Consider the following 25,993-nt stretch of genomic DNA (forward strand, 5'->3'; position numbering starts at 1 on the left):
ATTCTCCTCAATAAGTTTTACGATTTAAATGGAATTTCCACTCACCTATCCTATGTTAGCGAAATCCTATAAAAAAAACAACCTTATTTTTTATTATTTGTTACCTCACGTTTGTTTTTAAATCTATTTTTTGAATTTGATTCACGTGAAACAATTTGTTCATTATCTTGTACTGGATGTAATGGAAAATGAACGATAAACTGTGTTAATTTTTCATCAGATTTCGCATAAATATAACCACCGTGTAACTCTACAATACTTTGCGCAATCGCTAATCCTAATCCTGTTCCACCCGTTTCTTGTGATCGAGACTCTTCTACGCGATAAAAACGTTCGAACAATTGATTCAATGATTGAGGTGGAATTGGGTTACCGTCATTATTGACAGAAATAATGACTTCACTTTCTATTTTTTCAACCTCAATTGAAATTTTTAATCCATTATCACCGTAGTTTAAAGCATTTGAAACTAAATTATTAAAGACTCGCACAACTTTTTCAGTATCAGCTTCCATCATAATCACATCTTGTTTAGAAGTTACCTCAATTTGCATATTTTTCTTCTTAGATTCAAATTCAAAATCAGCTGCTAATTGTTCCAATAACTGCACCATATCAAAGTCTGTTAGTGTTAAAGGCGTTGTTGTTTGACGAACTCGTGTGTATTCAAATAAATCTTCAACCAAAATTTTCATTTGCTGGGCTTTATTGTAAGCTGTTTGTGTATACTTCAGTAATTCTTCTTGATCTTTATAACTACCCTGTTCAATTAAACCTAAATATCCAATAATAGAAGTTAGTGGTGTCCGGATATCATGACTAACATTCGTAATCAGTTCATCTTTTGATTGTTCTATTCTACGTTCTTCTTCCATCGCTTGAACAGTGCTATCTACCAACACGTGTATGCTCTCTACAACTTTTTTCATATCGCTACTGAAGTCTGTCGCAATCCTATGTTCATAATGACCTTCTGCAATATAATGCAACTCGCTAATAATATGATGAAGTTGCATTTGGCGATACCGTCTTTTTAGCCGCCAATGAATAGCGATTGTTGCGATGACGAATAAGATTAACCCAAAAAAGGGCGTAATCGAAACCGCTTGATTGCTATGAACACTGATAATCGCATCACCAAATATCCAAAGTGAACGGATAATACCTGGAAAAGCCAACACCATTCGACTTAGAATAATGAAGGCAGCGTAATACAGTAAACCAATCAATCCTAAAGTCACTAGTCCTTCAAGAATTAGCTGACTTTTTTCTTTTCTAGAAATTTTCAAACTCTTTTTTCAACTCCTTTGGTTTGAATCTTTTCATCTAGCGGTTTTCAATTTTATATCCTACACCCCAAACGGTTTGAATAACTTTTTCTCCACCAGTTGCTTCTTCTATTTTGTCGCGTAAGTGACTGACATGAACCATAACTGTTTTAGCGGAAATCAAACTTTCTTGCTGCCAGACTCTTTCAAAAATTTCATCTGCACTAAAAACACGATTTGGATGGCTAGCTAATAAATAAAGAATACCGAATTCTAATGCCGTTAACTGAATCGATTGATTTGTTAGTGTCCAAACTTCATGTGATTCTTTGCTAATCATTAAAGGGCCTATTGCTAGTTGATCAAGACTCTGTTCTTGACTAGATGAATAGGTACTTCTTCTTAAAAGTGATTTGATTCGAGCCATTACTTCTAATGGATTAAACGGTTTTGCTACATAATCATCTGCTCCAGAAATTAAGCCTTTAATCTTATCAATATCTGTTGTTTTAGCGCTAAGCATCAAAATAGGTAGTTGTGAACTTTCTCGAACCGTTTTGACTACTTCAATACCATCGATTGTTGGCATCATCACATCTAAAACCATCAGATCGATATCTTTTTGATTAGTCAACTTGGCTAATGCATCTTTTCCATTATAAGCATTTTCTACTTCATAGCCTTCATTTTTAATGTAAATACTCAATAATTCAACAATCTCTTTATCATCATCGACTACTAAAATTTTCATGCTTCCACCCCATTTTAGCCGTATTTTTACTTAGCATACCAGAAATTACTAAAGTTTTTATTAAAAAAACTAAGTTAACTCAACCGTTTAAAGAAACAGTGGCTAACTTAGTTTAATTCCGTCTACTATTTTAAAAGAACGAGTCTTTTCCTATTGTTTTATTGAATAGAATAGTTTGGTGCTTCTTTTGTAATTTGAATATCATGTGGATGCGACTCTCTTAACCCAGCTCCACTCATTTGAATAAATTGTGCGTCTTCACGAAGTTGTTCCAAATTGGCTGCTCCAACATATCCCATTCCTGATCGTAAACCACCTAGCATTTGGAAAATGATATCTGAAACGCCACCTTTATAAGCAACACGGCCTTCAATGCCTTCCGGAACCATCTTATTGGCTTCATTCACGCCGCTTTGGAAATAACGGTCACTTGAACCATGCTCCATCGCTGCTAAACTGCCCATTCCACGGTAGGTCTTAAACCGACGGCCTTGAAAAATTTCAAATTCTCCAGGAGACTCATCGGTTCCTGCTAACATACTTCCCAACATCACTGCATGTCCACCAGCTGCTAGAGCTTTAACGATATCACCTGAATATTTAATTCCACCATCGGCGATAATTGTCCGTCCGTATTCACGAGCTACTGCTGCTGCATCATAAATAGCTGTTAATTGAGGCACACCCACTCCTGCCACAACACGTGTTGTACAAATTGAACCAGGGCCAATTCCTACTTTGACAACATCAACTCCAACATCATATAGGGCTTTAGTTGCTTCTCCTGTCGCTACGTTACCGGCAATCAGTGTAATGTCTGGGAATGTTTCACGGATTTCTTTAATTTTACGGATTACTCCAGCACTGTGTCCATGTGCAGTATCAACAATGATAGCATCTACACCTGCATCAATCAAAGCCTGTGCACGTTCAAATGTATCTGTTGTCACGCCAACAGCTGCCGCAACTAATAAACGACCATGACTGTCTTTAGCTGCATTAGGGAATTCAAGAATTTTTTCAATATCTTTAATAGTAATCAATCCACTAAGACGGCCAGTTTTATCAACAATTGGCAATTTTTCAATTTTATGTTGTTGCAGAATTTTCTCTGCTTCTTTTAAAGAAGTCCCTTTAGGAGCGACAACTAAATGGTCTTTTGTCATAACATCATCAATTGGTTTAGTATAATCTGTTACGAAACGTAAATCACGATTGGTTAATATTCCCACTAAAATACGATCTTCCATATTATCAACAATTGGAACACCGCTGATTCGGTAGCGGCCCATTAGTTTTTCAGCGTCAGAAAGTAAGTGCGTTGGAGTTAAGAAGAAAGGATCAATGATAACACCACTCTCAGAGCGTTTTACTTTTCTAACTTCACCAGCTTGTTCTTCTGAGCTCATATTTTTATGGATTACACCTAATCCGCCTTGACGAGCCATTGCAATGGCCATATTTGAATCAGTAACCGTATCCATACTTGCACTCATAATCGGAACATTTAATTTAATATTTTTAGCTAATTGAATACTCAAATCTACTTCATTTGGTAAGACATGACTTTCTGCAGGAACCAATAAAACATCATCAAACGTGAAGCCTTTTTTTACGAATTTCGTTTCCCAATTTGACATCTAGTTAAACACTCCTTTTTTATTTTCCACTTACAATTTGGTCGAGATTTTACTTACAAAAATAACAGAGATACTGCTGTCCGTCAAGACTAGTTTTTAAACATGGGGTACTAAAGAAACATTATTTTAATCCTACTTCAATGAATCTATGCATTACGAGGTAAATCTATTAGAAAAAAAGCTTCTAAACTCATTAAATAAAAAGAGTTTAAAAGCTTTATTTCTATCTTAGAATAAGCCACCATGAATATTTAATTTACGCTTAAAGTACATTTTCGCTGCGAAGGCTGTTACTCCGATAGCAATGTTAACACCTGCTGACATCAAAATATTAATAGAACTTGGCAAAAGAGCCATTGAAGCTGTCATAATAAACATCCAACCCAACATTCCTGATGTTGATACTAGTATATAACGTAAAGTATTGCCTTTTTTACCTTTATTTTTATCTGGTACATTTTTAGAAATTAGCAAAATAACAAATCCACCAATAATAAAGTTCAAGATCATTGTTATGATACCCATCTCGGATCCTTGTCCTTTACCAATAAAAGCAGATAAACCAGTAATTAAAGCAAACATAGCTCCCATTAATAATCCACCGTCTAACATGATTTTCCAATCTTCAGAACGTCCTGTATTGTTATCTTTTGGTGAAGCTAACAAATCATTTGTACGTTCGGTTACTGTTCCATAAATCTGGCGTGCTGTTTGACCTGATTTTTGACCGTTGATCAAGTTTTTTAACATCTCATTATAGATAACAACACGTTTCTCTTCAGAGATATTCCCTGCAATGAGAGCTTTATCCAAACTCATCATGTATTGCTCATTTCTTTTAGTTAACTGCCCAAATAATACTTTATTTTCTTCTTGTGCCGTTACTTGTTCATTTGTATTTTCTACTACCAATCGAAAAGCCTCCTTATTGAATCTTACAAATTAATGATAGGTGGAGCTAATAACTCTCTTATTATACATTAAAGCGGAATAACATGACATCGCCGTCTTGAACAATGTATTCTTTTCCTTCTGATCTAACACGACCAGCTTCTTTAGCAGCCTGCATATTTTCATACTTGTTCAAGTCATCAAACGAAACCGTTTCTGCTCGAATAAAGCCTCTCTCAAAATCTGAATGGATAACTCCAGCTGCTTGAGGAGCTTTCATACCTTTTTTAAATGTCCATGCTCTTACTTCTTGAACTCCAGCTGTAAAATACGTTGCTAATCCTAATAATGAATAAGTTGAACGAATCAATTTATCTAAACCAGATTCTGCAATCCCAAGATCTTCTAAGAACATCTCTTTTTCATCATCTTCTAATTCAGCAATTTCTTCTTCGATTTGAGCACAGACAACAACTACTTCAGATTTTTCATTTTCAGCAAAATCACGAACTAATTTTACGTACTCATTGTTTTCTGCATTTGCTACCTCATCTTCAGCAACGTTAGCGACATATAAAACAGGCTTCGTTGTTAGCAAGAATAGTTGTTGAACGTACTTTTCTTCTTCCTCACTAAAATCAATCGTGCGAGCAGATTCACCTTTTTCTAATGTTGAAATGATTTTTTCCAATGTAGCTGCTTCTATTAAAGCATCTTTATCTTTTGTCCTAGCAATCTTAGCAACTCGAGTATACCGTTTTTCAACTGATTCAAGATCTGCTAAAATCAGTTCTAGATTAATCGTTTCAATATCTGATAAAGGATCAACTTTACCGGTTACATGGATGATATTATCGTTATCAAAACAACGGACAACATGACAGATAGCATCAACTTGACGAATATTAGCCAAAAACTTATTTCCCAAGCCTTCTCCTTTACTCGCTCCTTTTACGATCCCTGCGATGTCTGTAAATTCGAATGTTGTTGGGACTGTTTTTTTAGGAACAACTAGTTCTGTTAAGCGGTCTAAACGATAGTCAGGCACTTCAACCACTCCGACGTTAGGATCGATTGTAGCAAATGGATAATTTGCTGCTTCCACTCCTGCTTTTGTTATTGCGTTGAAAAGAGTTGACTTTCCTACGTTTGGTAATCCGACAATTCCTGCTGTTAATGCCATTCTTCATTCACTCTTCCTTTTAGTAATTTAGTTTAATACAGTGTTATTTTTTTTAGCTTGCTCTACTACCTTTTTCATCTTCTTTTCAAATTCTCTTCTTGGCATCATAACCATATGCCCACACTTCAGACATTTAATACGAATATCCATGCCCATTCTAATGATTTCCCAGCGGTTTTCCCCACATGGATGTGCTTTCTTCATTTCGACCACATCATTTAAATCGTACATTTCGTCACACTCCTGTTTAAAGTTACCTATTCCTCATCAAATTGAATATCTAGAACATCTAAAATACGTGTTAAATCTTCTGTAGAAAGATACTCAATTTCAATTTTGCCTTTTTGATCTTTTTCGCGAATAATGACAGATGTACCAAACTTATCCATTAGTCTTTCTTCACTTTCACGAATATAATAAGGCTTTTTAGCTATTTTTTCTAGTTTCTCAACTTCTTCTTTTGGATGATTCATCTTATTCACTAATTGTTCTAGTTGGCGAACCGTTAGATTTTCTTTCCTAACTTTTTTAGCTAATTTAACGATTTGTTTTTTATCTTTTAATCCTAGTAACGTTCGCGCTTGGCCCATTGAAATATCGTTGGCTTGAAGCATTTGTTTTACTATTTCTGGTAAGCCTAATAATCTCAGATAGTTGGCAATATACGGACGACTTTTGCCTAAACGAACGGCTACTTCTTCTTGCGTTAATTTTAGTTTTTTCATTAACATATCATAAGCTTCCGCTTCTTCAAGAGAGGTTAGGTCTTCTCTTTGTAAATTTTCTAAAACAGCTACTTCCATCATTTTTTCTTCATCAAATTCTCGAATGATTGCCGGTATTGTTGTTTTACCTGCTAACTTTGAGGCTCTAAAACGTCGTTCACCTGCAATAATTTCGTATCCTTTAATCGTTGATTCACGTAAAATTATCGGTTGAAAGACACCTGATTGCTCGATTGAACGAGCTAATTCATTGAGTGCTTCTTCATCGAACGTTTTACGAGGCTGATAAGGATTAGGCCGAATATCTTCTAGTTTAATTTCTTGGACTCGTTCACTTGAAATATCAATTTTATCCAAATCCGAGTATTCACTAAAAAGAGCGTCAATTCCTCTACCTAAACCTTTGCTATTTTTATTAACCATTCGCTAACACTTCCTTCGCTAACTCCAAATAAACTTCTGCTCCTTTTGAGCGAGGATCATAATCGATAATAGATAAGCCATGGCTCGGAGCCTCAGACAAACGAATATTACGAGGAATAATCGTTTCATAGACCTTTTCACGAAAATACTTTTTAACTTCGTCAACTACTTCATAGCCTAGATTCGTTCTTGCATCCAACATCGTTAATAGAACACCCTCTATTTTTAAATCAGGATTAAAATGCTTTTGTACTAAACGAACAGTATTTAATAATTGACTCAGCCCCTCAAGAGCATAATATTCACATTGGACAGGAATCAGAATTGTGTCACTTGCTGTAAATGCATTAATTGTTAAGTGACCCAATGAAGGTGGACAGTCTATTAGAATAAAATCATAGTCATCTGTTACCTGAACTAATGCTTGTTTTAGTCTAGTTTCACGCGCCATCTGATTTGTCAGTTCAATTTCTGCACCAGCTAATTGAATGGTGGCAGGTACAACCCATAGGTTCTCTCTAGAAGAAGGCAAAACAACTTCTTCTATTGACGTTTCATTGACCAAGATATCATAGATGTCCTTTTCGACATCAACTTTCCTAATACCTAATCCACTCGTTGCATTTCCTTGAGCATCAATATCGACCAATAAAACTTTTTTACCAGAATAAGCTAAAGAAGCACCTAAATTAACTGTTGTAGTGGTTTTACCCACACCGCCTTTTTGATTTGCGACTGCTATAATTCGTGCCATTCTTTTCCCTCCATCTATGATCCTAACTGTCTTTTACTTTAAAGAAAATAAAAAGAGAAAGAATACAAGTACGTATCTTTCTCTTACGCATTTGTTCAAAATGATCCACCATTTTTTCGCTCTTTATTCACTTTTTTTATAATGGACTTCTATTAGGTGTTCCTGGTTTTCTAGGATATCTTTTTGGTGTTTCTTTTTTCTTATCGATTAACAAAATATGCCTTTCTCCTGCTTCTTTAGGCAAATCAAAAATAAACTCTTTTTGAAATTTCCCACCAAGTATTGCAATAGCTTTTTTACTATCTTTCATCTCGTCGTCACTACTGCTTGCTTTTAAAGCAATAAAGAGGCCATCTTTTTTTACTAACGGCAAACATAACTCCGCTAAAACACTCATACGTGCAACTGCGCGAGCCGTTACAAAATCAAATGATTCACGAAATTGTTTTTTTTGACCAAAATCTTCAGCGCGATCATGATAAAAATAGACATCTTCTAATTGCAACGTTTCTGCCAAAATAGTTAAAAATTGAATTCTTTTATTCAAAGAATCTACAATCGTCACTTTTAATTTCGGGAAAATAATTTTTAGGGGGATGCTTGGAAACCCAGCACCAGCACCTACGTCACATAAGCTTTGGACCCCTTTATTAAAATCCACATACAGTCCAGCAGTTATCGAATCATAGAAGTGTTTTAGATAGACTTCTTCCCTTTCAGTAATCGCTGTTAAATTGATTTTTTCGTTCCATTCTTGCAATAAAATTAAATAGTCATCAAACTGTTTCATTTGTTTTTCGTTAACGTCAATCCCTTTACTTTGAAGGGCTAGTTTAAACTCTTCTGGATTCATAAGACAACTCCTTTTATAGCGTGAAACACTGATTTGTTTCACAGGTTCATCTGTCTAACTGTATAACAAATCTGATCTAAGTGCAATGCTTAATGCAACTTTTTTTATCCTTTTTGAGAATAAAAAAAGTTAATCCCCTTAAAACAGGCTAGTTTTTTAAAAGAACTTTTCTTAACTATCTTAACCGCTATTATCTTAGTCATTTTTTTACAATTTATAGGATATTTTATTTTAGCATTATATAGGAAGAAACTTTTTATCTATTCATTAACCTTATCAAAAAAGTAGATGATTTATCTAATTTCAGCGTTGAATTTATTTTATGCTATCTTTTTTAGGATAAAAGAATACTATTCATTAATTTGAATGTCGAACCAATCAACTTTGCCTAAAATCATTTTTTCAAGCTTTCATTATTTTTATTTTTGTATCATTAAATAAGTTATAAAAATATACATCATATACTTAACATACTATAATGATTATAGACAAAACATTGTTAAATAACGTTGATTTTATTACTTCGTTCTATAACAAGTAGACAGTTTAATAAGCTAGTTAAACGCTTACTCCTCTATATTATCTAATCAAAGAATACCAGTCTTACTTACTTGACATACTTATTAAAAAAAGCTAGTCTTAATCATATAAATTATAACTTCTGTTGCTTATACCAATTGTCAAAATGATTGAAATGTACTTTTTGACAGTTAATTTTATTACAATTGTTTTTATGAAAGGAAGATAAACGAATGGCTGATACCAATATAACTAGTGGTGATATGTATAATGCCTTTTTACATGGGGCGTATGAAGTGGTTTCAAACAGACAATTTTTAAACAAGATAAACGTATTTCCAATACAAGATGGCGATACGGGTACAAATCTTTCTTCATTGATGGAGACCATTATTAATGAATCAACTAAAGGTGAAACAGTTAAACAAACATTGGAGTCTTTTTCTGACGCTGCCATTCGTGGAGCTAGAGGAAATTCAGGTATTATTTTTGCTCAATATATTTATGGATTAAGTATGGAGATGTCTGATCAAGAATTTATAGACTACAACCAATATGCGTTAGCTAGTAAAAAAGCTGCTGAATATGCCTATGATGCAATTGAACAACCTGTGGAGGGTACTATCTTAACCGTTATGAGAGATTGGGGAGAAGCTCTAAGTAAGCAGGACGGTTCAAGTAACACAATTACAGAACTCATGTCAGCAGCAATCGTCGTCTTAAACGACGCAGTAGTAAAAACACAATTCCAGTTAAAAGAGTTACGAAAAGCAAAAGTTGTAGATGCAGGAGCAAATGGCTTCTCTTTCTTCATACATGGGATGCTAGAATATTTTAAAAAAGGGAATTCAATAGATCCAGATTCTATTAATAAGTTACGAAGAGATAGTATTAGCGTTGAAGTTGAGCACGATATGAATGCTGAAATTACTTACCGCTATTGTACAGAATGTCTATTGAGATCAGAAAAAATTGATACTAAAAGCATTAAAAAATCATTGAGTTCTTTAGGCGATTCACTGATTGTTGCAGCTAATAAAGATCAAGTAAGAATCCATATCCACTCTAACGAACCTGAACGTGTTTTTGAACTACTTCGTCAAAATGGAAATGTAGAATATCAAAAAGTAGACGATATGAAAAAACAACAAGACACTATGTTGCGAAGAAAATCAGACATTGCTTTATTAACGGATAGTATTGCAGATATTCCTCAAGAGTTTATCGATGCAGAACAAATTCATGTCATCAATTTGAATATATTATTCGAGAATACTTCTTTTATCGATAAATTATCTATCACTCCTAGACAATTATTAGACTATTCTAAGGACAGCAAAGACTTACCGACAACCTCACAGCCTGATGAAAAATCGATAGAAAATATCTTACTCTATCTTTCTACTCATTATAAATCATTGATTGTTTTAACTGTTTCTAAACAATTAAGTGGAACATATAGTACTATTAAAAGAGTCGCCAATAGAATGGAATCTGATGATTTTAAAATAGATGTTATTGATACTAAGCAGAATTCAGGAGCTCAAGGATTGTTAGTTGCTAAAGCTGCTGATCTAATTGCTGAAGGCTACGAGCAGAAGAAAATTGTTGATACAATTATTGCTGATATACCTAGAAGTAAAATATTGGTTCGTGTAAAAACGTTAGATAATATGGTTAAATCTGGCCGTTTGAGTACCACCACTGGAAAGATAGGAAAGAAAATTGGATTAAAACCTATTGTAACCCTAGATGAAGAAGGTAATGGAGCTTTAGATAGTATTTCTTTGACAACTAAAGCTAGTCTTAATAAATTAGTAAAGCATGTTAAGAAAATAATGAAAGAGCATACTATTGAATCTTATAGTATTGTTCATGTTGACAATTTAGAAGAAGCGAAAGAAGTAGAACGCTTGTTTACAAACTTAATTGGCAAAGAACCTAGGTATATAACGGAAACTTCGTCTATTATAGCTGTTGGTGCTGGTGCCGGTGCTGTTGCGTTATCTTATATATTGAAAAAATAGATTAATTAAACTCAATTGATTCGTATTTTATCCATTCTTTTTCTCATTGGATGCTGTATCAGTATAGTCAACTATCATTAAAAAAAAGACGATGTGTAATAAAAGGAGGAAAATGAACATGTTAGAAATTTTAATGCATTATTCAATAGCTTTTACTATATTTTTAATTATTGATCTTATCTGGCTTGGTTTAGTTGCTAAAAATTTATATAGACAAGAGTTAGGTTTTATTATGAGCGATAAACCTAATTGGGCTGCAGCTATTATCTTCTATCTAATCTTCATAGCTGGTTTAGTATTTTTTGTAATCAATCCAGCGATAGTAGATAACAGTTGGACCTATGCTTTATTTGCAGGAATGTTCCTAGGATTTTTAACCTATGCTACCTACGACTTGACTAATTTAGCTACATTAAAAGGTTGGCCACTTAAAATTACTATTATTGACTTAATTTGGGGAACAACTTTAGGTGGATCTGTTTCTGTTATTACATTTTTTGTTGCTGGACTATTTAAATAAATAATTTTTAATAAAAAAGCACGTATTCATTATGTAACCATAATGAATACGTGCTTTTTTATTTAGTGAATCTACCTTAGCTTTTTTACTTTTGTAAACTAAAATCCTTTTTTTTGACCTTCCCATGGTGGGTTCTTTCCTTCTTGAAATTCTTCTATACTAGGGCCTCCTAACATTCTCAGTCTCCATCCTCCATAGATAAGTGTCAAAACTAAGACGGTTAGCGTTGCAGGAAAACCAAGTAGAATACTTGCCCAACCTAATTCTGTTAAATTCCCTCTATTATATAAAAATAGTTGGAGAAGCATTCTAACTAGAAATAAAATTGCCCATACAATCGTTACTTCTCTGTAAGCTGGTTTAATATCTTTTCTTAAAAACCAATCAAAACTCCAACCTCTTGATACATGACTTAAGATTGCTGCAAGAGGCTTTCCAACAAGAATACTTAAAGTAGAGATCAAAAATAAAGCACCACTTCCTATTATTTTCGGCAAAAAATAATTTGCCGCGTTATCTGCAATGAGAGCAAATCCAGAAGCAAGAGCTACTCCACCAATGCCTCCCAAAGCATAAAGAATATTCTCTTTTTTTAGAAGTCTTAATAAGGCGAAAATAAAAGCAACTGAGAGAGCAAGGATAACCCCTATCTTAAGGCCAAACAGATTATTTCCTATTACATAGATTATTGGCGGAATAATTGTGTCTATTGTCTTTCCCGACATGAATTGCTTGAGTTCTTCTAACGTATCTTTAACTGTTTGCTTCATATTTTCTCCTTTAAACTTTTAATAGATTATAACATATTCCATAAAATTAGATTGGTTTAAAGATTCCTTAGCTTAAGCTCTATTAATAGAATACCGCTTTAAAAGTGAAAAAAGCTCTATAACGTGATGAGGTATAAAACCTATCAACATTACAAAACTTTTTCCAATTATAGTATGGTCCCAACTGGGCTCGAACCAGCGACCCCTACCTTGTCGAGGTAGTGCTCTCCCAACTGAGCTATGGAACCCAAATCAAAGATTATTATAAATGACTTCAATAGTGTTATTATAAGCGAATCCATCCTTTAAGTAAAGCCTTTAAATTAATTCATTCCTTTTTTTCCGTTAAAAAAAATTTGCAAGATTTTATATTAAGCGGTACTGAAATTAACAAATTTTCTTTTCGATATATATTCTACTATTAAAATCTAACCAAATAAAAAGACTGAGGTTTCCCCCAGCCTCCAATAATATAACCTTTAGCTCTTACTACTATTAAGCTAAAACTTTTGTAATTTTTCCTTGCTCTACATAAACCATTAAAACTGATATATCAGCTGGATTAACACCACTGATACGACTTGCTTGTGCAATCGTTTCGGGTTGAATGAGTGTTAAGCGCTGTTTAGCTTCCGTTGCAATTCCATTGATAACAGAATAATCAATATTTTCAGGAATCCGTTTGTTTTCCATTCGTTTCAATTTATCAACTTTTTGAATAGCTTTTTTTATATATCCTTCATACTTCACTTGGATTTCAATTTGTTCCTCTACGTCTCTAGGTAAGGCTTCGTCTAGCGGTGCAAATGTAAGAATATCCCAATAAGAAATTTCTGGTCTACGTAAGAAATCAAGTGCTAAAATACCATCTCTTAATGGAGAGATATTTTTTTCTGCTAAAAATGCTTGGATATCTTCTGTTGGTTTTAATCGAATCTGACCTAATCGATTCATTTCTTGTTCTATTTGTTCTTTTTTTATAAGAAGTGCTTCGTAACGGTCTTTTGTTGCTAAGCCTAATTTATAGCCTAATTCTGTTAAACGTAAATCAGCATTATCATGACGCAATAGCAATCGGTATTCTGCTCTTGATGTCAATAAACGATAAGGTTCACTTGTTCCTTTCGTTACTAAATCATCAATCATAACACCAATATAGCCTTCACTACGTTTCATCACAAAAGGTTCTTTGCCTTGCGTTTTAAGAACCGCATTGATTCCAGCCATTATACCTTGTCCAGCAGCTTCTTCATAACCTGATGTTCCATTCATTTGTCCAGCTGTAAAAAGGTTTTCAACCGCTTTTGTTTCTAATGACGGACGCAACTGATGAGGAACAACAACATCGTACTCTATTGCGTAGCCGCTTCTCATCATTTCAGCATTTTCTAGGCCCTCAACAGTGTGTAAAATGTCTTCTTGAACATCTTCAGGAAGCGAAGTCGATAACCCTTGGACATAGACTTCTTCTGTATGGCTGCCTTCTGGCTCTAAAAATAGTTGGTGTCTTGGTTTATCACTAAAACGAACTACTTTATCTTCGATTGACGGACAGTATCTTGCGCCCACTCCTTCAACAATCCCAGTAAACATTGGTGCACGGTGCAGATTTTGTTGGATTAAATCATGAGTTTTCTCATTAGTATACGTTAACCAACAAGATAATTGTTCATTTAAATAAGCACTATTTGAGGTTTCATAGCTAAAATGATTTACTTTTGTATCCCCTGGTTGTTCTGCTGTTAAGTCATAATTTATAGTAGATGCTTTAACTCTGGGTGGCGTTCCTGTCTTAAATCGATTCAACTCGAACCCATGCTCAATTAAATTTTCAGAAAGTTTAATCGACGGTTGTGAATTGTTTGGACCTGAAGAGTACTTTAGATCTCCAATAATAATTTGTCCACGCGAAGAAGTCCCTGCTGTTAAAATAACCGCTTTTGAACGGTAAATAGCACCTGTATTGGTGATAATTCCTTTACAGACCCCTTCTTCTATAATCAGTTCTTCTGCAATTCCTTGTTTTAATACAAGATTCTCGGTCGTTTCAATCGTACGTTTCATTTCATTTGCATACATAAATTTATCTGCCTGCGCGCGTAAAGCTCTTACTGCTGGACCTTTCCCAGTATTTAACATTCTCATCTGGATGTATGTTTTATCAATATTGTGTCCCATTTCGCCACCAAGAGCATCTATTTCCCGAACAACTACTCCTTTAGCTGGACCACCTAATGATGGATTACATGGCATAAAAGCAATCATGTCTAGGTTTAACGTAATCAATAAGGTCTTGCTTCCCATTCTTGCAGAAGCTAAGGCTGCTTCAGAACCTGCATGTCCTGCTCCCACTACGATAACATCAAAGCTACCTGCTTCATATTGTTGCATCAAATCATTCCTCTCTTATTCGCGTTCTCTATCGAACACAAGTGTTTCATTTTTTTATTTTCCTAAGCAAAATTGACTAAATAATTGCGTCAATAATTCGTCTTGAACACTATCTCCTGTAATCTCTCCAAGCAACTCCCAAGAACGAGTCATATCTATTTGGACAAGGTCAACGGGCATTCCTGATTCAATTCCAGTAATAACATCGTCTAGAGCAGATTCTGCATCATTTAATAAGGCGATGTGTCTTACATTAGAAACATACGTTGCATCTTTTTCACCAGTTTCACCAGCAAAGAATAAATTTGCAATTTTTTCTTCAAGTATATCTATTCCTGATTTAGTTAAAATAGACGTTTTGACAATTGAATTAGGATCAACTAGTGATTCCAGCTTTGTTAAATCTAATTGATTAGGTAAATCCATTTTATTTAAAATAACAATTCGGTGATTTTGATCAGTCGCTTTTATTAGTAAATTATCTTCTTCAGTCAATTTTTCATTTTGATTAAATACTAGCAATACTAAATCTGCATTTGCTAATGCTTGGCGACTTTTTTCTACACCAATTCGTTCTACAATATCTTCTGTTTCACGTATCCCGGCAGTATCCACTAATTTTAAAGGAACTCCTCTAACATTTACGTATTCTTCAATAACATCGCGAGTTGTACCAGCAATTTCAGTTACGATTGCTTTTTCTTCTTGTAATAAGAAATTCAACAAACTAGATTTCCCTACATTAGGTCGACCAATAATTGCTGTAGCCAGACCTTCCCTTAAGATTTTCCCCTGACTAGCTGTTTGCAACAAGTGTTGGATTTGAATCTTTACCATCTTCGCTTTTTCAACTAATAGTTTAGATGTTAATGTTTCTACATCATCGTATTCAGGATAATCAATATTCACTTCTACTTGGGCAAGGGTATCTAAAATATCTGAGCGTAAATTTCTAATCAATGTCGATAAATTGCCATCAAGTTGCTGTAAAGCAACATGCATCGCCCTATCTGTCTTGGCTCTAATTAGATCCATCACTGCTTCTGCTTGTGATAAATCAATTCGCCCATTCAAGAAGGCTCTTTTAGTAAACTCTCCTGGCTCAGCTAAACGCGCACCAAATTGAAGAACAACTTGTAATACCTGATTAACGGATGTGATTCCACCATGACAGTTTATTTCAACAACGTCTTCACGTGTAAAGGTTTTAGGAGCCCGCATGACTGAAATCATTACTTCGTCAACTATTTCACCTGTCTTTGGGTTTTCAATGTGCCCATAATGAAGCGTATGGCTTTTTTGTTCTATCAATTTTTTTGTACCAGACTTATAAACACGATCAGCAATCGTTAATGCCTCTTCTCCACTTAGGCGAACGATCCCTATCGCACCTTCTCCTGGTGGTGTTGAAATAGCTGCTATTGTTTCAAATTCTAATGACAAACCCCTTCACTCCTTTTTAATTTTTTGCACGAAAAAAGTGCCCACTCCACCCATTTGTTGAAATCAAATGGAATGGATAAAGCACTTTGACTACTTTTATCATTCAGATAAATTTATATTTAGTTGTATTTTTAATAAAACACTGTTCCGTTTAGACTATACAAGTTCTCTAACTATTTGTCAATAACTTAGCTATACATTTATCATTCTTTTCTACTGTCTAAATGAACTATTCATTGGAATTTTTTATCTTTCTACTATATATATTAGATATCTGTAGTCTAACACATTCTTTCTTTATTCAACTATTCCAAGAATTAACTAAGTCGTTTAGCTATTCTTTACTTCTCATTACCTAACCATCTTATATTACAGTCGTTTCGTCTTTTATACTAAATCACCATGATTTTCAGCTGTTCAGCTGATTTCGCTAGCTAAACACTCATTCTTTTGGTAATTAAAGTATCTAAATCTGTCATTTTTCGTTATAAAAGCTTTTTTTTTTACAAATAAATCAAATAGATGTCTACTAAATGACAAAGAAAGCTCTTTCTTACAAAAAAACTGAATTTTTGCTTTTTTTGATAACTTTTTGACTAAATAATACAAACAGAATAAGAGAATATAACGATTAAGCTTTTTTCTTTATTTTGTATTTATTCGTGGTAGGATAGCAAATGTTGAAGGGATAACCCCCTTCGTTTAAGTAATAGAAACGGATGATTACAATGAACATGAGATAAATCATTCTTAAAACTACAGTCACTTCCTCTTACCACATGTAGTCAAAAATGATTCTCTACCACTGAAGAAAACAAAAAAGGAGATTAAATCAATATGTTTAACTTAAAATCAACATTATTTATCGCTAGTACAACGCTAGCACTTACGGGTGTTATCGCTAGTTCAAATCCAGTAGAAGTAGCAGCAGCAGAATACAACGCTTCAACATGGGAAGCACGGTCTGTTTTTGAAATCAAAGAAAGCATTAAAATGAACGAAGACGGTAGTTCTGAATATACTATCCAATGGGGTGACACTCTTTCTTCAGTTGCAGCTGCAACTGAGACCTCTCTTGATTCTTTAATCAATGTTAACGATATTAATAATGCTAATATTATTTACACTGGAAATACGATTTCTTTATCTGCAGATCACTCAATTGTTACTATTGAAAAAGAAGATAAAAAGGTTAGTTATGATGTCACTCCAGAAAAAGAGGTTGTGGAAGTAGAAGCTCCAAAACAAGAAATTCCAGTAGAAGCTTCAATAGAGACGCCTACTCAACAAACGACAGGACAAACAGTTACTGTTCAAGCAACAGCCTATTCAACGAATCAACCTGAACTAAGCGATACAACTGCAACAGGTATCAACTTAAATGTTAATCCTAATGTTATTGCCGTCGATCCGAATTTTATTCCCCTCGGTTCTACTATTACTATACCAGGATATGGAACATTTATTGCTGGAGATACAGGTAGCGCTATTAAAGGAAATCGTATTGATATTCATATGACTAATCTTAGTTCAGCAATTAACTTTGGTAGACAAACATTGACTATCCAAGTTTCTAAATAAGAATTATTTTATTTATTCCCTATTCGTTATTCTATTAACTATTCTTCTAAGGTATAAAAAAGCATAGGCTTTTTATATCTTAGAAGATTTTTTTTAGACCAGTCACTATTTTAGCGAATTTAGTCATTTCCACTACTTTTGTTGCTAAATATGCTAAACTAGGTAAGGAAAATAAGGAATGAGAGGTATTTTACTATGAACAAATTTAACGAGATATCTTTAGAAATTCAAGGTGCTATTATCAATCAAATTTATTTACCTGGCAATCTCTTACCTAGCGAAAATGAACTAGCCAAAAAATACGACGTTTCTCGCGAAACCATTCGAAAAGCCTTGTCTTTATTATTAGAAAATGGGTATATTCAAAAACAGCAAGGTAAAGGCTCGATTGTTTTAGATATAAAACGTTTTGATTTTCCAATCTCTGGCTTGACCAGTTACAAAGAATTGCAAACTGCTCAGCACATAAATAGCCAAACGATTGTTTCTTCAAATATTAAAACAGATTTACCACGTTCTTTAGCTGAGCGTTTGAGATTACCAGAACATACTGAAGTTATTTATGTAGAAAGACAGCGCAAAGTCGATGGTGAAATTGTTATTTTAGACAAAGATTATCTTTTGACTGCTGTCATCTCTGATATACCAAATGAAGCAGCCCAAGATTCTTTGTATAGCTATATTGAAAATGTATTAGGCTTAGTCATCAGTTACGCACAAAAAGAAATCATCGTTGAATTAGCTACTTCTGAGGATAAGCGATTGATGGATTTAAACGGTGACACTCATGTAGTCGTTGTTCGTAGTGATGTTTATTTAGAAGATACGACTTTGTTTCAATATACGGAGTCTAGGCATCGTTTAGACCGATTTCGTTTCGTAGATTTTGCCCGTCGTAAAAACCCAAACGAACTTAAATAAAAACAACAAAAGATACCTGTCAGACGAGGTATCTTTTGTTGTTTTTTACTTCTTGCTTTTATCGTTGAAATAAAATGCTACTGTTTCGTATGGCCCTATCGTAAATTGAGAAGTCAACTCACGCTTATCTCCATTTCCGATTAAATAGCTCATTTGTTTATTTATAAATTCTTCAGGAATATCAACACTAACCGATTGACCATAAAAATGATTTAAAACTAGTAATTGTTGTCCTTCATACTCTCTTACATAAGCATAGACACTTGTATGCTCCAACAAGATACCTCGGTAATCTCCTTCTGAAATAACTTTCATTTTCTTACGCAATTGAATTAATTTTTTGTAATACGATAAAATACTTCCTGTCGCTTCTTCTTTTTCTACATTAATTTGACGGTAATTCTCTGCTACTTTCAACCACGGTTGACCTGTGGTAAAACCAGCATTATCTTCATCAGACCACTGCATAGGAGTACGACTATTGTCTCTAGATTTTTCTTTAATGATGGCCATTGCCTCTTTAGATGATAAGCCTTTATCAATCAATTCGGCATAAGCATTGTGTGTTTCTATATCGACGTAATCAGCTAGCGTTGAAAAGCCAGGATTTGTCATTCCTATTTCTTCTCCTTGATAAATATAAGGCGTTCCTCTTAGTAAATGAATAGTTTGAGCTTGAACAGTTGCCGACTCATAAAAGTAGTTTTCAGGATCTCCAAAACGACTAATCGCACGAGGTTGATCATGGTTATTCCAAAATAATGCATTCCAACCATTTTTTTCCATCATACCTGTTTGCCAATTATTTAGTAAACGTTTGAGTTCCATAAAATCAAAAGGCATTAGACTCCATTTTTCACTATCTAAATAATCTACTTTCAAATGATGAAAGCTAAAGAGCATAGATAACTCTTCATTTTCAGGGTTTGAATAGGCTGCTCCATTTTCGATAGTAGTAGAAGACATCTCCCCAACTGTCATAATCGCTTCTTTTCTTCCAAATGTTTCTTTATTTAACTCATGGATGTATTCATGTGCTATTGGCCGATCAGTATACAACGCTTTCCCTACGCCATCTGGGGCATCGATTAAATTTTCATCTTTTCCAATAACATTAATCACGTCAAATCGGAATCCTGTTACGCCTTTGTTTAACCAATAATTCACTACATTGAAAGCCTCTTTCCTAACTTCAGGATTACGCCAATTTAAATCTGCTTGCGAAACATCATATAAATGAAGGTATTCCTTTCCTGTATCACCAAATGGCTCCCAAGCTGGTCCACCAAATTTTGATACCCAGTTAGTCGGATGACTTCCGTCTGATTTCGGTTTACGTAACAAATAATAATCTTGATACTTTTTTTCTCCTGCTAATGCCTTTTGAAACCACTCATGATCAATGGATGTATGATTCAAAACCATATCTAACATAATTTCCATCTGATTTTTTTTGGTTTCTTCTACGAGCGCTTCGAAGTCTTCCATCTTTCCAAATAAAGGATCAATCTCAGTATAATGAGAAATATCATAACCATTATCTTTTTGAGGAGAAGAAAAGAATGGATTAATCCAAAGCATATCCACTCCCAAACTGGCTAGATAAGGGATTTTTTCAATAATTCCTTTTAAATCACCAATTCCATCTCCATTTGAGTCTTTAAAAGATTTGGGATAGATTTGATAGACGACTTTTTCATGAAACGCAGTCACTTTTATTCCTACTTTCTTTTACTTATTTACCTAATTCTGGTTCAGTAACCATTGCTTGTTCTATTTGATCAGATTTATTAAAAATATTGTACTTACGGAAAACGATTGTTAAGACAAAAGGTACAACAATTGCGATACCCATACAAATAATAAAGATAAACCAGTATTCATTTTGGATAGAAAGAAGTCCTGGTAACCCACCTACTCCGATTGAATTAGCTGTAACGTTAAATAGTGTTGAAATCATTCCGGCAATACCTGAACCAATCATTGCAGCTACGAAAGGATAAATATATTTAATATTGATTCCAAACATTGCTGGTTCTGTTACACCTAAATAACAAGAAATAGCTGCTGGAATCGAAATTTGCTCTTCTTTTTTGTCGCCACGATGTAAGAAAATAATCGCTAAGACAGCTGAACCTTGTGCAATATTTGATAAAGCAATCATTGGCCACAGATTTGTTCCACCAAAGTCAGCAACTAACTGCAAATCGATAGCATTTGTCATATGGTGTAACCCCGTAATAACAAGTGGTGAATATAAAAATCCAAATAGTGCACCAAATAACCAGTTCACAGAACTACCTAAACCAGTATAAACTAGCGTTGAGATCCATCCTCCAATAACCCAACCTATTGGCCCCAAAACTGTATGAGCAATCAGGACTGTTGGAACTAATGCGAAAAACGGAACAAAAATCATAGAAATTGCTTGTGGAATAATTTTTCTCAAGCCTAATTCTAAATAAGCTAATAAGAATCCTGCAAGCATTGCTGGAAGAACTTGAGCTTGGTATCCAATCATATCAATTTGGAAAAAACCAAAATCCCAAAAAGGAACATCTGCTGCTGCAGTTCCGGCTACACCGTAAGCATTCAATAGTTGTGGTGAAACCAATGTGATACCTAAAACGATTCCTAAAATTTGAGTGGTTCCCATTTTTTTAGCAATACTCCAAGTGATTCCTACTGGTAAGAAGTGAAAAATCGCTTCACCAATTAACCATAAGAAACCATTTACACCATTCCAAAATTGACTAACATCAACAATTCGATTATAAATCGGAGCTCCTGCATCAGTAAATTGAGCCATTCCATCGATCATAAGTTGACCTAATGACTCCATCTGGATTTCTCCTAAAATATTTCTAAATCCTAAAATTAATCCACCAACAATAATTGCGGGAATAATGGGAGTGAATATTTCTGCTAATACAGACATAGCTCGCTGAATTGGATTTTGATTTTGCTTGCTAGCTATTTTTACATCATCTTTTGATACGCCTTCTTTTCCAGAAATCTTTGTAAATTCATTATAAAAAGTAGCTACATCATTTCCAATAATAACTTGGTATTGACCTGCTTGAGTAAACGTTCCTTTGACTGCTGAAATATCTTCTATTTTCTTATTATCTGCAAGTGATGGATCGTTTAATACAAAACGCATCCGAGTGGCACAGTGACTGACTGCTGAAATATTAGCAGAACCTCCAATATATTCCAGTAATTGTTTTACATCTTGACTATAATCTGCCATTCTTTTTTTCCTCCTTATAAATAAGTTAAACCTAACTTGTATATACAAGTTGAATATATACTATTTTAAAAAATAATGCAAGCGTTTTATCTATATAAGAACTAATTACTTTAAAAAAAAGCGATAGTCTTTTTTATTTATTTCGTTTAATATCTTTAGAAAAATTTTTGAAAAGAAAAATATAGCTGTATCTGGTGAAAAATTTTATTTTACCAGTGAGGAAAATATACGTTATCTCAAACCAAAAAATACTACATGCGAATGGAAAATATCTTATTCCAGACTTTATTGATTGTCATATGCACATTGAAAGTTCTATGATCCCTCCTTCTATTTTCTAAGGAGCTGATCTATCTTATGGAATTACTACAGTTGTAGCAGATTCTCACGAAATTGCTACTGTCTTTGGACAAGCAGGAATGGAAGCCTTCATGCAAGAAAAAACCTACTTAGATATCTTTTATGCCATTCCTTCTTCTGTTCCTTCTACCACACCTCAATTAGAAACAACGGGCGGGTTAATTGAAGTAAAGGAAGTTGTGTCACTTTTAAAACACCCAAAAGTCATTGCTTTGGGTGAAGCTATGAACTTCAAAGGCATTACCGACGAACCCAACTCTTTAATCAGACAAATTTTAAAAAAAGTTCAAGATACAAAACCATTCATGCCTTTAGAAGGACACATCCCTAATGTTTCAGGAGAAACATTAGCTAAATTTATGTTTGCTGGTCTGACAGCCGATCATACTCAGCAAACACCTGAATCCATTTTAGAAAAAGTAACCAATGGTATTTTCTTAGAATTGCAAAAAAAATCGATTACTCCAGAAAATATTAAAACCATTGTAGATTATGGTCTTTATGAACACGTTGCTCTCATTACTGATGATATTATGGCGGATGATTTACTAGAGGGGCATTTGGATACCAACGTACGTCTAGCTATTGAATGCGGCATGCCTGTAGAAGAAGCTATCTATATGACAACTTATACGCCAACTCGTCGCATGGGCTTCCAATACCGCGGAGCAATTGCTTCAGGCTTCTTAGCTGATTTGGCTATCTTAAATAAAAAAGTTATTGCCGCTCATGGTATATTTTTTAATGATGAAGATATTAAAATTCTTAAAGAAGCTGATGTAGCTGTCTCTCATTGTATCGGTGCCAATACAAAATCTGCTAAAGGAGTTGCACCAGTACAAAAAATGATTCAAGCTGGTTTGAGGGTTGGCCTAGGAACAGATGGGCCTAGTAGTGGAAATACGTTAGATTTATTCACTCAAATGAAACTATTTGCTAATTTTCATAAGACACTCTTACAAGATCGTTCTGCTTTCCCAGCTCGTGATATCGTCCGAATGGCTACTATTGGAGGTGCTGAAGTACTAGGTCTGGCTAGTAAGATTGGATCTTTAAAAAAAGGTAAAAAAGCTGATTTGATTCTAGTAGAAACGAATTCAGCTAACATGTTTCCTATTTTTGATCCTTATTCGGTACTAGTCTATTCAGCTAATGCTAGTAATGTACAAGATGTCATGATTAACGGAAAATGGATTGTACGCGATAAATTGCTTGTTCAACAAGACTTATCAACTTTACGTCACAACCTTTCAAAGCAGATGACTCATTTCCGAAAAATTGCTATTGAAATGGATAAAAAAGAATAGGCAATCAACTAAACTTCAATAAGTCTGTTGGAGTTTAGTTTTGTTCCCCTATAAAGGCTAGTTTAGCTAGTCACGTTCAAGAAATAAAAAAAGTATCTTGAGCTTGTTGCGCTGCTCAAGATACTCAAATAATCTATTTATTTTAGTGGTTCAACAACTAAGTAACGATGTGGTTCATTGCCCTCAGAATGCGTTGTGACACGTTTATTTTTACTTAAATAAAAGTGGATTTGCTTTCTTTCAAAAGCAGGCATTGGTTCTAAAAAAACAGGTAAATTAGTACGTACAACTTTCTCAGCAGTACGTTCAGCTACATTTTTCAAACTAGCTTCACGTCTTTCACGGTAATCACCAACGTTTACTATAACAGTAAATTTAGTTTTAGCCTGCTGATACAACAAAACTTGCGCGAGCGATTGCAAAGCATTTAAAATTCTACCATGTTTGCCGATCATTAAACCAGCATTCTCAGTATGGATATGAAAAACTACTTGTCGATCAGATAAATTAACATCCGTTGTGACCGTCGTTTCAATTCCCATTTTACTAGAAATATCTACTAAATAATCAGAAACCAATTGTAATGCTTTATCATCATCTTGAACAACTTGATTTTTTGATAGGTCACTTTTATCTGTCTCATCTTCTAACTTCAGGACTTCTATTGTTGTGCCCTCCGTTAGTGTTTCAGAATATGCTTGAGTGAGTATCTTTTTTTGTTCATTCGTTTTTTCTTCATCAATAATCAAGCGTTTTTCTACTATCACTATTGCGTATTTTTTACCAAATCCAAAGATACCTTTCTTTCCTTCAGTAACAATCTCAATAGAAGCGTCTTCTTTATTGATACCCAAAATTTCTAATCCTTTTTGAATGGCTTCTGCTGTTGTTGCTGCTTGAGCTGTGTACTTATTCATCTGTTTATCCTCCGTTCTACCTTCTGTTAAACGATAGTAAAGATTACTTCTTTTTCTTTTTCTTTTTCGGATTTAACGCTTTTTCTAATGTACGTTGACGGTCGCGTTCAACTTGAAGTTTGCCTTCACGTTCTTTTATAATTTTAAATGGATTATTTAAAAGCAACGTTTGGCCAACAGAAAACGCATTTCCCACTACCCAGTACAAAGACAACGCACTAGGTAACGTAATACCCATAAATAAGATTAACGCTGGCATCATATACATCATTGATGACATCGCTGGATTTGATTCTGCTTGACTCATGGTAGATAATTTAGTCGTGGCATATGTTAAAACAGCTGCTACAATTGGCAATATAAAAATTGGATCTGGCTTCCCTAAATTCAACCATAAAAAACTACCCGAACGTAATTGTTCAGTCCGACTAATAGCTTGGTAAAGGCCCATTAAAAGTGGCATTTGAATGACTAAAGGCAAACAACCAGCAGCTGGATTTACTCCTGCCTCAGAATAAAGTTTAGACGTTTCTTCCTTCAGTTTACCTTGTGTTTCAGCATCCTTAGAAGAGTATTTAGCTTGTAAAGCTTTTAGGCGAGGCTGTATTTCACTCATTTTACGCGTACTTTTAGTTTGACCATGCATTAAAGGCAACAAAACAACTCTAATTAATAAAGTAAAGACTATAATGCCCAGTCCATAACTTCCGCTAAATAAATCTGATAACCAAATAATCACGCGTGAAAAATTTAATACAATATATCGATCCCAGAAACCTGTGCTATCAGCATTGATAGGCGCAGTTCCACAACCGACTAGCACAACAGCTAGCAAGACAGTTCCTAGCAATAGGAGTAATCGCTTACGGTTTTTCATCGTTTTCCCTCCACATTCTGTAAATAAAAAAATAAGCTAATCTAACATCTTAGCCAATTTCAAAACGTGAATTAAACTTTTTTTAGTTTCTTTTACTGACATATCTGCCGCTGGTTTACGGGCGATAACAATAAAATCTTTCTCCGTTTTTAATTTAGGCTTTAATTCTGTTAAGCTTTGTCGTATTTTTCTTTTAACACTATTTCTAACAACTGCATTTCCAATTTTTTTTCCAACAGATAATCCCACACGAAAATGTGGCTGATCTTTTTTATCTAATATATATAGAACGAACTGTCGATTAGCTGTCGATTTTCCATTATGAAAGACTTTTTGAAAATCTGATTCTTTTTTGACACGATAGGCTTTTCTCATTCAAATAACCTCTCATCTCTTTTTCTTAGACTACTCTTTTCAAAATTAATAAAAAAAAAGAAAAAAAAGACCACTGAAACGTTCAGTGATCTATGCACACAATGATTTTCTGCCTTTACGGCGTCTACTTTGTAATACATTACGTCCATTTTTTGTACTCATACGTTTACGGAAGCCATGTAATTTTTGACGTTTACGTTTTTTAGGTTGGTAAGTTCTTTTCATTCGTAATACACCTCCTACG

At 34.3% G+C, this 25,993-nt stretch carries 23 protein-coding genes and 1 tRNA gene; 5 read left to right on the forward strand and 19 right to left on the reverse strand.

What is annotated here, in order from left to right; all coding sequences use genetic code 11:
- Positions 1-83: 83 nt before the first annotated feature.
- The 9 genes from ACMHYH_RS10725 to rsmG all read right to left on the reverse strand — a co-directional run bounded on the left by ACMHYH_RS10725 (position 84) and on the right by rsmG (position 8,488).
- Positions 84-1,289, reverse strand: a complete 1,206-nt coding sequence (locus ACMHYH_RS10725) for a sensor histidine kinase (protein ID WP_414839370.1) — start codon at positions 1,287-1,289, stop codon at positions 84-86.
- Between the two features lie 37 nt (positions 1,290-1,326).
- Positions 1,327-2,019, reverse strand: coding sequence for a response regulator transcription factor (locus tag ACMHYH_RS10730; RefSeq protein ID WP_414839371.1), 693 nt, complete (start codon positions 2,017-2,019; stop codon positions 1,327-1,329).
- Between the two features lie 158 nt (positions 2,020-2,177).
- Positions 2,178-3,659, reverse strand: coding sequence for an IMP dehydrogenase (gene guaB / locus ACMHYH_RS10735; RefSeq protein ID WP_414839372.1), 1,482 nt, complete (start codon positions 3,657-3,659; stop codon positions 2,178-2,180).
- Positions 3,660-3,887: 228 nt separating this feature from the next.
- Positions 3,888-4,571, reverse strand: coding sequence for a DUF1129 domain-containing protein (locus tag ACMHYH_RS10740; RefSeq protein WP_414839373.1), 684 nt, complete (start codon positions 4,569-4,571; stop codon positions 3,888-3,890).
- A 61-nt stretch (positions 4,572-4,632) separates the two neighbouring features.
- Positions 4,633-5,733, reverse strand: a complete 1,101-nt coding sequence (gene ychF / locus ACMHYH_RS10745; protein WP_414839374.1) for a redox-regulated ATPase YchF — start codon at positions 5,731-5,733, stop codon at positions 4,633-4,635.
- A gap of 27 nt (positions 5,734-5,760) precedes the next feature.
- Positions 5,761-5,964: a DUF951 domain-containing protein gene (locus ACMHYH_RS10750; RefSeq protein ID WP_414839375.1), complete on the reverse strand. Its 204-nt coding sequence runs from the start codon at positions 5,962-5,964 to the stop codon at positions 5,761-5,763.
- 26 nt (positions 5,965-5,990) lie between these two features.
- Positions 5,991-6,881, reverse strand: coding sequence for a ParB/RepB/Spo0J family partition protein (locus tag ACMHYH_RS10755; protein WP_414839376.1), 891 nt, complete (start codon positions 6,879-6,881; stop codon positions 5,991-5,993).
- Positions 6,874-7,635: a ParA family protein gene (locus tag ACMHYH_RS10760; RefSeq protein ID WP_414839377.1), complete on the reverse strand. Its 762-nt coding sequence runs from the start codon at positions 7,633-7,635 to the stop codon at positions 6,874-6,876. The genes ACMHYH_RS10755 and ACMHYH_RS10760 overlap by 8 nt, the downstream gene beginning before the upstream one ends.
- Positions 7,636-7,771: 136 nt before the next feature.
- Positions 7,772-8,488 (reverse strand): 16S rRNA (guanine(527)-N(7))-methyltransferase RsmG, encoded by a 717-nt coding sequence (gene rsmG / locus ACMHYH_RS10765; RefSeq protein ID WP_414839378.1) that lies wholly within the window; start codon positions 8,486-8,488, stop codon positions 7,772-7,774.
- Positions 8,489-9,240: 752 nt separating this feature from the next.
- On the opposite strand from rsmG, the gene ACMHYH_RS10770 reads away from it, so the two are divergent.
- Positions 9,241-11,034 (forward strand): DAK2 domain-containing protein, encoded by a 1,794-nt coding sequence (locus ACMHYH_RS10770; RefSeq protein ID WP_414839379.1) that lies wholly within the window; start codon positions 9,241-9,243, stop codon positions 11,032-11,034.
- A gap of 118 nt (positions 11,035-11,152) precedes the next feature.
- Positions 11,153-11,554: a DUF2177 family protein gene (locus ACMHYH_RS10775; protein WP_414839380.1), complete on the forward strand. Its 402-nt coding sequence runs from the start codon at positions 11,153-11,155 to the stop codon at positions 11,552-11,554.
- A gap of 98 nt (positions 11,555-11,652) precedes the next feature.
- On the opposite strand, the gene ACMHYH_RS10780 is transcribed toward ACMHYH_RS10775, so the two are convergent.
- The 4 genes from ACMHYH_RS10780 to mnmE all read right to left on the reverse strand — a co-directional run bounded on the left by ACMHYH_RS10780 (position 11,653) and on the right by mnmE (position 16,158).
- The gene (locus tag ACMHYH_RS10780) at positions 11,653-12,324 is read right to left on the reverse strand and encodes a DUF3159 domain-containing protein (protein WP_414839381.1); all 672 of its coding nucleotides are present in this window, start codon (positions 12,322-12,324) and stop codon (positions 11,653-11,655) included.
- A 175-nt stretch (positions 12,325-12,499) separates the two neighbouring features.
- A tRNA-Val gene (locus ACMHYH_RS10785) sits at positions 12,500-12,572 on the reverse strand.
- Positions 12,573-12,819: 247 nt separating this feature from the next.
- Positions 12,820-14,715: a tRNA uridine-5-carboxymethylaminomethyl(34) synthesis enzyme MnmG gene (mnmG, locus tag ACMHYH_RS10790; protein ID WP_414839382.1), complete on the reverse strand. Its 1,896-nt coding sequence runs from the start codon at positions 14,713-14,715 to the stop codon at positions 12,820-12,822.
- 54 nt (positions 14,716-14,769) lie between these two features.
- A complete protein-coding gene (gene mnmE, locus ACMHYH_RS10795) occupies positions 14,770-16,158 on the reverse strand; it encodes a tRNA uridine-5-carboxymethylaminomethyl(34) synthesis GTPase MnmE (protein WP_414839383.1) in 1,389 nt (462 codons plus the stop codon).
- Between the two features lie 837 nt (positions 16,159-16,995).
- Here mnmE and ACMHYH_RS10800 point away from each other — a divergent pair.
- Positions 16,996-17,739, forward strand: a complete 744-nt coding sequence (locus ACMHYH_RS10800; RefSeq protein ID WP_414839384.1) for a 3D domain-containing protein — start codon at positions 16,996-16,998, stop codon at positions 17,737-17,739.
- A 195-nt stretch (positions 17,740-17,934) separates the two neighbouring features.
- Positions 17,935-18,660: a trehalose operon repressor gene (treR, locus tag ACMHYH_RS10805; protein ID WP_414839385.1), complete on the forward strand. Its 726-nt coding sequence runs from the start codon at positions 17,935-17,937 to the stop codon at positions 18,658-18,660.
- A 45-nt stretch (positions 18,661-18,705) separates the two neighbouring features.
- On the opposite strand, the gene treC is transcribed toward treR, so the two are convergent.
- Positions 18,706-20,373, reverse strand: a complete 1,668-nt coding sequence (treC, locus tag ACMHYH_RS10810; RefSeq protein ID WP_414839386.1) for an alpha,alpha-phosphotrehalase — start codon at positions 20,371-20,373, stop codon at positions 18,706-18,708.
- A gap of 22 nt (positions 20,374-20,395) precedes the next feature.
- Entirely contained in the window at positions 20,396-21,913 is a 1,518-nt protein-coding gene (gene treP / locus ACMHYH_RS10815; RefSeq protein WP_414839387.1) for a PTS system trehalose-specific EIIBC component, read from the reverse strand.
- A gap of 431 nt (positions 21,914-22,344) precedes the next feature.
- On the opposite strand from treP, the gene ACMHYH_RS10820 reads away from it, so the two are divergent.
- Positions 22,345-23,580, forward strand: a complete 1,236-nt coding sequence (locus ACMHYH_RS10820; RefSeq protein ID WP_414839388.1) for an amidohydrolase family protein — start codon at positions 22,345-22,347, stop codon at positions 23,578-23,580.
- A gap of 137 nt (positions 23,581-23,717) precedes the next feature.
- Here the strand turns inward: ACMHYH_RS10820 and jag are convergent, their stop codons facing one another.
- The 4 genes from jag to rpmH form a co-directional block, all read right to left on the reverse strand.
- The gene (jag, locus tag ACMHYH_RS10825) at positions 23,718-24,497 is read right to left on the reverse strand and encodes an RNA-binding cell elongation regulator Jag/EloR (RefSeq protein ID WP_414839389.1); all 780 of its coding nucleotides are present in this window, start codon (positions 24,495-24,497) and stop codon (positions 23,718-23,720) included.
- Between the two features lie 43 nt (positions 24,498-24,540).
- Complete coding sequence (gene yidC / locus ACMHYH_RS10830; protein ID WP_414839390.1) at positions 24,541-25,374, reverse strand: membrane protein insertase YidC; 834 nt, start codon at positions 25,372-25,374, stop codon at positions 24,541-24,543.
- Positions 25,375-25,410: 36 nt separating this feature from the next.
- Entirely contained in the window at positions 25,411-25,749 is a 339-nt protein-coding gene (gene rnpA, locus ACMHYH_RS10835) for a ribonuclease P protein component (protein WP_414839391.1), read from the reverse strand.
- A 90-nt stretch (positions 25,750-25,839) separates the two neighbouring features.
- Positions 25,840-25,974, reverse strand: coding sequence for a 50S ribosomal protein L34 (gene rpmH, locus ACMHYH_RS10840; protein WP_085558938.1), 135 nt, complete (start codon positions 25,972-25,974; stop codon positions 25,840-25,842).
- Between the last annotated feature and the right edge of the window lie 19 nt (positions 25,975-25,993).

Source organism: Carnobacterium sp. TMP28, from assembly GCF_047553015.1.
Lineage (GTDB): Bacteria > Bacillota > Bacilli > Lactobacillales > Carnobacteriaceae > Carnobacterium_A.